The 11,475-nt window shown below is 55.7% G+C and carries 9 protein-coding genes and 1 pseudogene; 3 read left to right on the forward strand and 7 right to left on the reverse strand.

The window, feature by feature from the left end:
* From ACLQ7H_RS20360 to ACLQ7H_RS20370, 3 genes and pseudogenes are all read left to right on the forward strand, one after another.
* Positions 1-216: pseudogene (locus ACLQ7H_RS20360) on the forward strand (urocanate hydratase); the annotation flags it as partial.
* Positions 213-1,748, forward strand: coding sequence for a histidine ammonia-lyase (gene hutH, locus ACLQ7H_RS20365; RefSeq protein ID WP_411754233.1), 1,536 nt, complete (start codon positions 213-215; stop codon positions 1,746-1,748). The pseudogene ACLQ7H_RS20360 and the gene hutH, both read left to right, overlap by 4 nt.
* A 139-nt stretch (positions 1,749-1,887) precedes the next feature.
* Positions 1,888-3,282: an amino acid permease gene (locus ACLQ7H_RS20370; RefSeq protein WP_411754234.1), complete on the forward strand. Its 1,395-nt coding sequence runs from the start codon at positions 1,888-1,890 to the stop codon at positions 3,280-3,282.
* Between the two features lie 51 nt (positions 3,283-3,333).
* Here the strand turns inward: ACLQ7H_RS20370 and ACLQ7H_RS20375 are convergent, their stop codons facing one another.
* From ACLQ7H_RS20375 to ACLQ7H_RS20405, 7 genes are all read right to left on the reverse strand, one after another.
* Positions 3,334-4,530, reverse strand: a complete 1,197-nt coding sequence (locus ACLQ7H_RS20375) for a methionine gamma-lyase (RefSeq protein WP_411754235.1) — start codon at positions 4,528-4,530, stop codon at positions 3,334-3,336.
* Between the two features lie 32 nt (positions 4,531-4,562).
* On the reverse strand, positions 4,563-4,934 hold the full coding sequence (locus ACLQ7H_RS20380) for a hypothetical protein (protein ID WP_411754236.1): 372 nt from the start codon (positions 4,932-4,934) through the stop codon (positions 4,563-4,565).
* A gap of 11 nt (positions 4,935-4,945) precedes the next feature.
* On the reverse strand, positions 4,946-6,136 hold the full coding sequence (locus tag ACLQ7H_RS20385) for an FAD/NAD(P)-binding oxidoreductase (RefSeq protein ID WP_411754237.1): 1,191 nt from the start codon (positions 6,134-6,136) through the stop codon (positions 4,946-4,948).
* A 241-nt stretch (positions 6,137-6,377) separates the two neighbouring features.
* Complete coding sequence (locus ACLQ7H_RS20390) at positions 6,378-7,283, reverse strand: hypothetical protein (protein WP_411754238.1); 906 nt, start codon at positions 7,281-7,283, stop codon at positions 6,378-6,380.
* Between the two features lie 33 nt (positions 7,284-7,316).
* Positions 7,317-8,063 (reverse strand): molecular chaperone, encoded by a 747-nt coding sequence (locus ACLQ7H_RS20395; RefSeq protein WP_411754239.1) that lies wholly within the window; start codon positions 8,061-8,063, stop codon positions 7,317-7,319.
* A gap of 5 nt (positions 8,064-8,068) precedes the next feature.
* A complete protein-coding gene (locus ACLQ7H_RS20400; RefSeq protein WP_411754240.1) occupies positions 8,069-9,406 on the reverse strand; it encodes a fimbrial protein in 1,338 nt (445 codons plus the stop codon).
* Positions 9,407-9,435: 29 nt separating this feature from the next.
* Positions 9,436-11,475, reverse strand: a 2,040-nt coding sequence (locus ACLQ7H_RS20405) for a fimbria/pilus outer membrane usher protein (protein ID WP_411754241.1), incomplete at its 5' end; no start/stop codon positions are given.

Genomic DNA, 11,475 nt, shown 5'->3' on the forward strand with positions numbered 1-11,475 from the left:
GGCGTCGGCATGGGCTTCTCCCAACACTCCGGCATGGTGATCGTCTGTGACGGCACCGATGAAGCCGCCGAGCGTATCGCCCGCGTGCTGCATAACGACCCGGCCACCGGCGTCATGCGCCATGCTGATGCAGGTTATGAAATCGCTATCGACTGCGCTCGCGAGCAAGGTCTGAACCTGCCGATGGTTGCCGCCACTCAGGGAGAAAAAGCATGAAAGCTCTGACTATCCGCCCAGGTAAGCTGACGCTTGCCGAACTGCGCCAGGTTTATCAGCACCCGGTCACCCTGACGCTGGACGACAACGCCTACGGCGCGATCCAGCAAAGCGTGGCCTGCGTGGAACGCATTGTGGAAGAGAACCGTACCACTTACGGCATCAATACCGGGTTTGGCCTGCTGGCCTCCACCCGTATCGCCCGCGAAGATTTGGAGAACCTGCAACGTTCCATCGTGCTGTCACATGCGGCCGGTGTGGGTGCACCTACCGATGACAGCCTGGTGCGCCTGATTATGGTGCTGAAGATCAACAGCCTGTCGCGTGGTTTCTCCGGCATCCGTCTGGAAGTGATCCAGGCGCTGATGGCGCTGGTGAATGCCGAAGTGTATCCGCATATCCCGCTGAAAGGTTCCGTTGGCGCTTCAGGCGATCTGGCCCCACTGGCGCACATGAGTCTGGTGCTGTTGGGCGAAGGTAAAGCCCGCTATCAGGGCGAGTGGTTACCCGCCACCGAGGCGCTGGCCAAAGCGGGTCTGAAACCGCTAACGCTGGCAGCCAAAGAGGGTCTGGCACTGCTGAACGGCACCCAGGTTTCCGCCGCCTTTGCGCTGCGTGGCCTGTTTGATGCTGAAGATCTGTTTGCTGCCGCCACCGTAACCGGCAGCCTGACCGTGGAGGCCGCTCTGGGATCTCGCAGCCCGTTCGATCCACGGATCCACGAAGTCCGTGGCCAGCGTGGGCAGATCGACGCCGCCGCCGCTTATCGCCACCTGCTTGGCGCACGCAGCGCCGTGTCGGAGTCACACGCCAACTGTGAAAAAGTGCAGGATCCTTACTCCCTGCGCTGCCAACCGCAGGTGATGGGTGCCTGCCTGACGCAAATCCGCCAGGCCGCAGAAGTCCTGGAGATCGAGGCCAACGCCGTGTCCGATAACCCGCTGGTGTTTGCCGAACAGGGCGATGTGCTGTCCGGGGGCAACTTCCACGCCGAACCGGTAGCCATGGCCGCCGATAACCTGGCGCTGGCGTTCGCCGAAATCGGTTCACTCTCCGAGCGCCGTATTTCACTGATGATGGATAAACACATGTCGCAGTTGCCACCGTTCCTGGTGGATAACGGTGGGGTAAACTCCGGCTTTATGATCGCCCAGGTCACCGCCGCAGCGCTGACCAGCGAGAACAAGGCACTGGCGCACCCGGCCAGCGTTGACAGCATCCCAACCTCGGCCAACCAGGAAGACCATGTCTCGATGGCACCGGCAGCAGGTCGTCGCCTGTGGGAAATGGCGGATAACGTCCGCGGCATTCTGGCCGTCGAATGGTTAGCGGCCTGCCAGGGGCTGGATCTGCGTAAAGGTCTGCAAACCACCGCAGGGCTGGAGCAGGCTCGGCATCTGCTGCGCGAACATGTCGCCTACTACGATAAGGATCGGTTCTTCGCCCCCGATATCGAAGCAGCCAGCCAACTGTTGGCGGCAGGCCATCTGACCGCGCTGATCCCAACCACCTTGTTACCTAGCCAGGCGTAACGCCTTTAAGCCGTGCCCCTTAGTCTGGGGCATGGCATATTACCCTGCACAATTCGTCCTCTATCCCGCCGGGGTTCGTTCCCCCAGTGCGGATAGCGCTGCCTGTCCGACAACAATATGATTAAAACGGAGAAGCAACATGCGTAATGAGAAACCCCAACTCCGGCGTGGCCTGAACGCGCGACATATCCGCTTTATGGCCCTCGGTTCGGCCATCGGTACCGGTCTGTTTTATGGTTCCGCTGGTGCTATTCAACTGGCTGGCCCGGCCGTACTGCTTGCCTATCTGGTAGGTGGCGCGGCGGTATTTATGGTGATGCGTGCCTTGGGGGAGATGGCAGTACATCAACCCGTATCCGGCTCCTTCGGCCACTACGCCAGTCATTATCTCGGCCCGTTGGCGGGATTCCTCACCGGTTGGACTTATACCTTCGAAATGGTGATCGTGGCCCTGGCCGACGTGACGGCCTTCGGCATCTATATGGGGCTATGGTTCCCGGATGTCGCGCAATGGGTCTGGGTACTGAGTATCATTCTGTTTATCGGCGCGCTTAACCTGTGCAGCGTCAAAGTCTTTGGCGAGATGGAGTTCTGGCTGTCGCTGGTCAAGGTTGCCGCTATTGTGGCGATGATCATTGGTGGGGCCGCCGTGATGCTGTTCGGTTTCGGCGTCACGCAGGAGGCTACCGGTTTCAGCAATCTGTGGCAACACGGCGGCTTTATGCCTAACGGCATCGGTGGCGTTATTGCTTCCCTGGCGGTGGTGATGTTCGCCTTCGGCGGGATAGAAATTATCGGTATCACCGCCAGCGAAGCCAAAGATCCCGCCAAGGTGCTGCCTAAAGCGATCAACGCCGTGCCGGTCCGTATCCTGTTGTTCTACGTGCTGACCCTGCTGGTATTGATGTCTATCTATCCGTGGAACAGCATCGGCCAGAACGGTAGCCCGTTTGTCGAGATTTTCAGCCATATGGGCATCAGCTCGGCGGCTAACGTATTGAACGTGGTGGTGATCACCGCCGCCATCTCCGCGATCAACAGCGATATTTTCGGCGCTGGCCGCATGATGTACGGCATGGCGCAAGATGGGCAAGCCCCTAAGGCCTTCACCAAGCTGACCGGCAACGGCGTGCCTTGGATGACGGTGTTGGTGATGTCCATTGCCCTGCTGTTGGCCGTAGTGCTCAACTATCTGATCCCCAAACAGATCTTTATCATCATTGCCTCCATCGCCACCTTTGCCACGGTGTGGGTATGGCTGATGATCCTGCTGTCACAGGTAGCCATGCGCCGCACGCTCACTAAAGATGAAGTGGCCAAGCTGAGCTTCCCAGTACCTTGGTGGCCGGTCGCGCCCGCCTTGGCTACAGCGTTTATGGTGTTCGTGATCGGCCTGCTCGGTTACTTCGAGGAAAGCCGTATTGCGCTGTATGTCGGGCTAGTCTGGGTAGCCTTCCTGACGCTGGCTTACACGTTGTGGGTACGCAAAAAAGGTGGGGGTTCACCCGCCGTAATCTCAACAGAAAGCCGCTAAAAATCAGCCCACCAGCCTCTATTCACGAGGCTGGTGGTCGCTGCGGCAGGTTTACTGGCAACACGCCAGCGCCTGATTGATATCCGCCTTCAAATCTTCAACATCCTCCAGCCCGGCAGAAAGCCGTATCAGACCGTCGCTGATATGGTGCCGCTGGCGTTCTTCGGCGCTGTAGGCAGAGTGCGTCATACTCGCCGGATGTTGTGCCAGCGATTCGCAATCCCCCAGACTCACCGCCCGTAGGATCAGGTTTAACGCGTTGAGGAAGCGGATCCCGGCCTCCATCCCCCCTTTCAGCTCAAAGGCCAGCATCCCGCCAGGGCGGCTCATCTGTTGGCTGGCCAAGTCATACTGCGGGAAGCCCGCTAATCCAGGGTAATACACTTGCTCTACCGCCGGATGCTGTTCCAACAGCTCTGCCAACTGCTGGGCGTTGTCACAGTGGCGTTCCATGCGCAATGGCAGGGTTTTCAGGCCGCGTAACAACAGGGACGCATCCTGCGCCGACAGCACCGCACCGTTCATGTCCTTCAAACCAACCAGGCGGATCTCCTGCGCCAGTTCGGCCTTGGCGATCACCAACCCGGCCAGCAGATCGCCATGACCCCCCAGGTATTTGGTGGCGGAGTGCACCACCATATCGGCCCCCAGTGCCAGCGGCTGTTGCAGGTAAGGCGTGCAGTAGGTGTTATCCACCAGCAGTTGCGCTCGAGGTTGCCCGTGAGTGATTTCGGCGATGGCCGCAATGTCGATCAGGCGCATATTCGGGTTGGCTGGCGTTTCGCAATACACCAGCCGGGTGCGTGGCCCAATGGCCTTAGCCAGTTGCTCTGGGCGTGTCAGATCAACATGGGTGATTTTCACGCCGTAACGCGCCAGGCCATGATGGAAATAGCTAAAGGTGCAGCCATAAATCGTCTCATCGACGATCAGTTCATCGCCCGGAGCCAGTAGCGTCCAACAACAGGCCGTGATCGCCCCCATGCCGGAGGAGAAAGCCACGGCGGCCTCTCCGCCCTCCAGGTTGGCGATACGCTGCTCCAGCAAATTCAGCGTCGGATTGGCAATACGTGAGTAAAAATAGCCAGCCTCGGTGCCGGCGAAACAGGCGCCGCCATATTCAGCCGAAGGAAAGGTAAAGGTCGAACTCATAAAAACCGGTGGGCAAAGTGCACCCAGAAATTGCTGCGGATCATAACCGTGATGAATAGCGCGAGTGGCAAACGCCTGTTTGGATTGCATTGACATAGCGATGTCCTGTTGGGGGAGAAGAGTTGCCGTCAGTTGTCTGCCGGCAACGTCGAGGTTCGCAAACGCTGACCGATGATTTGCAACGTGCGCAGCACCAGCATCAATCCTAATAAGGTGTCCGGCTGGCGTAACAGCGTATAGACCGAACGGTAGCTGGCAGGCGAGGTATTCAATTGCAGTTCGCTATGCGCCATCTTGAGCGCCATACCGCCCTCCCAACCCGCGGAGACCACACCTTCGAACACTCCGGCCAATTTTTCCACCAGTGCGTTATCCGCAATATCCGTTATGTCGGACAGTAACGACAGCAGATCGACCACGTTATCCAACCTGCCGGTCGCCAGCAGCGGATCGAGCTTGGCCAACAGGGCCGCTAACGGCTGTGCTTGCGATGAGTCCATATTTCCTCCGTTCAAATCAGTCCGCGTACGGTGGCCCAGTACAGGCCACGGTTAAACCCGTTGCGCAGCATGCCGCCCAGCTTGGTCGCGGGGGTGGGGATCACGTCATGGCGATAGTCGTAAACCAGCGGCATACCGGCCTGTAGCCCCATTTGGGCGATGGCCTGTACCTTGCCGTCGTAATGGCTGTGAGGCTGGCCCAAACGCAGTTCCGCGACGATATTATCGGCAATCACCGGAGCCTGGTTATGGCAGGAACCGCCTGCCTTGCTGACCGGCAGATCGACGGTATCACCAATCACATAAACGCCCTGCTGGCCATAAACCTGCAGCGTCTGGTGATCGGTGGGGAGCCAACCTTCGCCGTTATCGATATCGCTCAGCCCGGTGTTGCGTACCGCTTCCACAGCCCGGATCGGCGGGGTAGCCATCAGGATGTCGAAGGGCTGTTCGTCGCCCTCAGTGGAATAGGCTATGCGCCGTTCGCTATCCACTTTGCTTAGGGTAAAACCGCGCTGATGCTTGATGTCGCGGGCCGCAAAAATGCTGGGCAGAGCCTCGCCGGTGGGACGTTGCAGGAACAGGCAGTTACGTAGGAGCTGTGAAATGGTCGGGTAGGTATAAACAATTTCAACGTTGTTACGTACCCCACGCCGACGCAGATAATCGTCCAGCATCAGCGTAGTTTCTACCGGGGCAATACCACATTGGTGTGGTACGTTAGGCGTTTGCGGGAACGACACGGTGATAAAAATGCGCCCTTTCTCGATAGTGGCCAACTTTTGCGCCAACTGGCGAGCCGCCTGATATTGATAAAAATGATCGCCCACCTGGGCCAATCCTTCAATCTGTTCTGGCCAGGGTACGCAGCCGGTGGCAAAGACTAAAAAGTCATAGTGATATTTATTGCCACTACGGGTATAAACACAGCGCTGGGATAAATCGAACTGTTCAGCCTTATCAACCATAAACTGTATCTCTGGCCGTAATAGGCTTTGCTGTGGCCTGGTCAGTTCTTGTTTGAAAAATGCGTTAAAGGCGACATACATAAACGCAGGCTTGTAATAATGCACCGGTGAATCAGAAATCATCATGATTTCTACCTGATTATTGATAACCTCCCGGTGTAGCTTGGCGGCCAATAGATTAGCCAGTATGGTACCTCCTGTACCACCACCTACAATAATTATCCTACTTCGCATTCCAACCTCTCAGTCTGTATGCCACAAAGTACGATAGCCAATGGCATTATTCCACCGGCTCTATTTAAGGTATTTGATCGGGGGGAAGCAGATATTCCCCTGATAGAGTTAAGAGTCTAGTAGCTAACAGCTATAAGACAAAACAAAAAAGAATATAAAAATAGGATTTTTATTAAACCAATAAAATCATGGCATTATAAACAGTGAAAACAAAATAAATACCATGATAATTAGTTGAATGCTATAAATCGCATATTGCAGCTATACCACTCTCATGTGTTTCCTGGCAGACCTGGATATTATGCTGTTGACATGCCCCATCCAGACTATAACCCACCATCGCCATATACAGGCTAAAATAGCGCTCTGCCATCATAATAAACGAGCTATTTAACTCAATCAGCACGTTATTTTTGGTGGTGAGCAAGCCTGATTTTTCTGCCGCCAACAGGATCCGATTGATATGCGTACGGGACACCGAGCTAAACTTGGCGATCTCTGCCGAGGACAATAACAGCATGTGGGAATTGTGGCGGATACTTTCCATAAACAGCAGCAGCAACACCATATGACCCGCATCTTTAGTAATAAATAACGCGGCCTGCGGCACCAGATCGATCAGATAAACTTCCTGCACCACCAGTTGGCCGTAAACCTTAAAGAACGCAGGCAAGAACTCGGATTGCTCAAGCATCTCGGCAACCGGAATTTCGGGGGCTAGCACTTGGTAAGGCAGCGCCATCGAGGAAACCAGCTCATGAGCTTGGCGCAAGGCATTTTCGGTGGGGGTAAACAGCAGCGTCCGCCGGTCTTGTTCAGCCTTTTTAACCTCTAACCAACGACCCACGCGCAGAAAGAACAAAAAAGAGTCCAACGAGTTCTCGCTGATAATATTCTTGCCTTTAAAAAAAGACTTAACGTCCTTCAGTGCAGCCTCTTTTTGTGTGTAATAAATAGCCAACAGAGCCGAGCAGATGATAAATCGGCTGTTGCGAAAGATGATTTTGTAGAACATCGGATGATTCTTATAGACATTGGATATCATCACACCATGCTTAATAATCGCCTGATGGAACGGGGGCGAGTTTCTTATCTTAGTGGCTCGTTGTTCCAGTTCAATTTCGATCTGATGTTTATTGGGTATCATCTTATTCTCTATTGGGTCGCCAGGTGCGGCCTGTTATTTCCGTACGGCATACTGCTGGTCTATCGCATTGCCTTGATCATCGATAATCGCGGCGTTGACCACCGCTGAGGAGAGTGATCCTGATTGATCAATATTATCAATCCGATACTTTTTACTGCCGTAAGGCGGCGTCATCATATCGCTCTCTTGTTGCACCGGATAATCCTGCTGGCCAATGCGCAGCGCAAGACGGGAAAAAGAGAGATGGACAGCCGATGGGTTATCACACAGCAAGACATAATGATTATCTTCCTTTTGCAGTGTGAACACCGGCTTAGGTATATCCTTCTCGGCCGCGACCACCGCCTTGGGCCGATAGAAAATCTTCATCTGGGTGTTCATCGCCATGGTCACGCTAGGCTGCAGCGGGGGGATCACCGGGCGCGTCGGCGGAATTTCGTACAGGTTAATCCAGAAGACCGATTCCCTATCCTTGGGCAGTGACTGCTGGTTATAAACCAGCCTCAGCCCTTTCAGAGTTTTGGGTGGCATACTAAATACGGCAGGCAAGCTGACAAAAGGCGCTGTTGATTGCTCGGGAGCTGCATTGACATCCCCATCGTCTACCCAGGTTTGTACCACGATCGGGTAGTCGTTGGTATTGAGGAGCATCAAGCTTTTTTCATTATCGCCCTCACGAAAAATCACTCGCGTCGCGGAGGCAATGATGCCGGCCTGTGCCAACATGGCAGGTAACAAGCTACCGAGCAGCAGTAACGTACAGGCGATTTTCTTCATCATTTTCTCTACTGTACCTTGACCCAAACGTAAGCCTTGGCATCCACCTTTCCCGCCGTAACGGTCTGCCCCGGCAAGCGTGATAATGTGGCTGTCAGTTGCGTGGTGTAATGGGTATACCCCGTGGTGGTGGTGCCCCCGTGGCTTGCGCCATCGAGAACCGGGTACCAACCCGCATTGTTACCCTGCGGGCACAGGCCAGTACCACAGCGGGCCCAGCCGACAAAGTTCATTGGCGTACCGTTGCTACTGTTGGAAAGCGCAATCCCTACGCCGGTGGCAACACTGCTGTCCGTGCCATAGCCGTCGGAGAGCAAATAGCTGACACCGCCGCTGGCGTTGACCAGGCCAAGCTGTTGCGCCAGGGCAAAGCTGGCATAAGGGACTTGCAGGCCCAAGGCGGTACGATTGGTGCTAATCCCTGAAACGGCCGCGTTATCACATTCGATATTGATGGTGAACTGGGCTTGAGAAGTTCGCCCTGCGGTTAATTGGCCGACGGAAAGCGTCGGCAGTATCACCAACGGCGTGACGTTGCGTGCCACACAGGTGGCGGTGTAAGAAAGAGAGGAAATCGGCGACGTCCCCATGCCCATCGCGTTCCAACGCCCGGTTCCCCAGGTCGAATAGTTGGTGGCCGAATCGCTACCGATAGGATCGGACGCAATGCCCGGCCCTTGGAAGGTCACATAGCCATTAGGCTGGGTGCAGGTATAGTTCGAATTACCGGTGGTGGAAGCCATGCCACTCAACGGATTAGATGCACTGTAACCGCAGTAGTTACTGGCACCACGGCCGGGGAGCGAACTGATGCGGATCAGATCGGCCCGGATAGGGCTGAGATCCTTGACCCGGATCTGGATCTTGTTACCCACGGTAGCGTAACGGGTGATCGGCGTTGCCTGCCAGTAACGGGTAAATACCTTGCCCGAATCCAGATGGGTCAGGCGAATGCCGACATAGGGAAAGTAGGTGGCATAATAATTGGGGTTACCATCCATCGCCCCTAAATCATAATACCCCCCCACCCGGTCGTCACCGTTGGTGGCAAACACTTCAAAAATATGCCCGACGTCACTGGTATCGCACTGATACAAGACTTTATTCGGATCCGGATAACGGACGCCGGAGGTGAAATCAAACACGCTACTGCCCAGCGGCGTACCTACAGGCTGCAGGTAGGTGCTGGTCAGGTTGATTCGCCCCAGGCCGACCCCGACGCCACAGGCGTCACACCCGGAGTCAATCCTTGGCGTAACCCGGGTGCATCTGGCCGCCGCTGGCAGGCTGACTCCCACCAGTAGACTTCCCAACAGCGCCAAGCGCAGCAGTGACGATAACTTCATGGCATAACCTCCAGTTAATAATCGGTGAATCAACGGCATGTCGCCTTCAGCAGCAAGAGCGGCTCATCGCTTGGTGGGGGTAATTTATAAGGCAGACTGCATCGTTCAGCCGCTCCTTCCCCCCAGCGTAAGGTCAATTTCCCCTGCGATTTATCACTGCGCAGATAGACCTGGTTAGCCTGGCCGACCATGCCGACATCGTTATTGTTGTCATCAAACACTGAGGTCCCCATCGGGATGGTGCTGCCGTCTGGCCGCTGAACTTTGATCAGCACCGCCTGACCGCGGATCGTTTTGAAGTGCAGCCGCACCGTGGCTCCTGCAAAAGGTGCCACCCGCCGTTGCCCATCTTCCAGTTCTGCTTTGCTGCTCATGCCCTGCGGATTAAGAGCCACGGTATTGAAATGATAGGGCACCAGCGAAGGAACCAGCGCATAGCCGAAACGATCGACACGGGCCCCCTGCCCATCCATCACTTGCGCCCCACGCGCACCAGGGGCATCGATCAGGGCAAAAGTATCCCCGACATAAGGCCCGAGCGTAACCCCACCGCGATGGGCAACCACGGCCCCCTGCAACGCAGCCGATCCCTGCCAATATTGACTGGATGCCGAAACCGAACCGGTGGCACTGGCATAAGGCAGGCGGGTTTGCAGGTTGCCCCCCCAGATGCTGTTATGGTTATTATCGTCGGTGGTGAAATTAAGCCCATAGCCGACCTGCTGCGTCTCCCCCACGTTACCCGAGATCGCCGCCTGATAGTTCCCACCCTGCCCTTGGCTATGGTTAGAGAACAACGACGCCGTTGGCGCAGAGGAAGAACGGCCAAGAGGAAAGGAAACGGAGAGCGAGCTAACGGTTTGCGAGATATTGCTACTCGCGGAACCATTGGCATTCACATAGGGCTGGTTGCCGTCGTAATAGGCGCTATTATTCCCGTTCAGGCTACGGGTACGCGTCACCGAAAGGTTCAACGCGACGCCGTTGCCAAATACTTTGCCCCAACCCAGCTGTAGCTGATTATCCCTGCCACGACCATCGCGGTAATCCTGGGTAGAACCTGACAGCGTCAGGTTACCCAATAAGCCGATCCCCTGATTGACGGCCACTTCAAAACGCGACTGCTGGCGATAGGAATCGGATTGCCAACTTTGCCCACTGCTGTCTGCCTGACGTACGCCAAGCACATCGCTCAAATCACGAAACCCTTCGGTGGAGTAACGATACCCGGCGATGGAAAGCGTGGTATCCGTTGGGATAAAGCTTTTGCTATAGGAGAGATGCAACATCCAGCCAGAGGTAGCGCCTTCCGGCAGGTTGGCATGGGAAAAGGTGCTATCCAGACCAAAAGCCCCCAGTGAATTACTATAAACCCCACCTAGCATCAAGGCCTGATAACCATCGGCCAGTTGGTTGCCAGCGTTAAACGTCAACGAGTTGGTCAAACCATACTGCCAGGTTAACTCGCTGAACAGGTCGTTGTCGCCGATAAAGCGCGATCGCCCAAGGGTCGCCGAATAGCGTGAAGATCCGGGGCGCATGGATTGGGGAACGGCGGAGAATGGCACGGTGAAGGTGTTGATGCTGCCATCGGCTTCGGTCACCACCACCGTCAGGTCACCGGAGAAGTTGGTGGCAAACAGATCGTCAATCGCAAATGGGCCAGGGGCTACCGTGGTTTCATACAGTTGGCTTTTGCCCTGAAATACGGTCACTCTGGCGTTACTGTTGGCAATACCGCGCACCACGGGAGCATAGCCTCGCAGCGAGTCCGGCAGCATGCGATCGTCCGACGTCATCCTGACGCCGCGAAACCCCAGCCCGGCGAAGAAATGGCCGTCGGTAAAACCTTCCCCCAGCAATACCTCACTGCGTAACGGCAGCACCGCCCGCTGGACATAGCGGCGGTTGGTATCCCACTGGCTGCCAAATTCATTATCAAAGCGGAAGCTGGATTGCTGGCGGTAACGCCATAACCCCAGGTTAAAACCCCCGTTCAGGTTGGCGAAGGTAGAGTTGAGATCCTTGGTCTGCCCCTGGCGGTAGTTGACGTGATATTGGTTAACGTT

It is taken from the genome of Serratia sp. (in: enterobacteria), assembly GCF_046715635.1.
Lineage (GTDB): Bacteria > Pseudomonadota > Gammaproteobacteria > Enterobacterales > Enterobacteriaceae > Chania.

Coding starts and splice junctions, on each gene's coding strand:
- hutH (WP_411754233.1), top strand. CDS start 213: ATGAAAGCTCTGACTATCCGCCCAGGTAAGCTGACGCTTGCCGAACTG.
- ACLQ7H_RS20370 (WP_411754234.1), top strand. CDS start 1,888: ATGCGTAATGAGAAACCCCAACTCCGGCGTGGCCTGAACGCGCGACAT.
- ACLQ7H_RS20375 (WP_411754235.1), bottom strand. CDS start 4,530: ATGTCAATGCAATCCAAACAGGCGTTTGCCACTCGCGCTATTCATCAC.
- ACLQ7H_RS20380 (WP_411754236.1), bottom strand. CDS start 4,934: ATGGACTCATCGCAAGCACAGCCGTTAGCGGCCCTGTTGGCCAAGCTC.
- ACLQ7H_RS20385 (WP_411754237.1), bottom strand. CDS start 6,136: ATGCGAAGTAGGATAATTATTGTAGGTGGTGGTACAGGAGGTACCATA.
- ACLQ7H_RS20390 (WP_411754238.1), bottom strand. CDS start 7,283: ATGATACCCAATAAACATCAGATCGAAATTGAACTGGAACAACGAGCC.
- ACLQ7H_RS20395 (WP_411754239.1), bottom strand. CDS start 8,063: ATGATGAAGAAAATCGCCTGTACGTTACTGCTGCTCGGTAGCTTGTTA.
- ACLQ7H_RS20400 (WP_411754240.1), bottom strand. CDS start 9,406: ATGAAGTTATCGTCACTGCTGCGCTTGGCGCTGTTGGGAAGTCTACTG.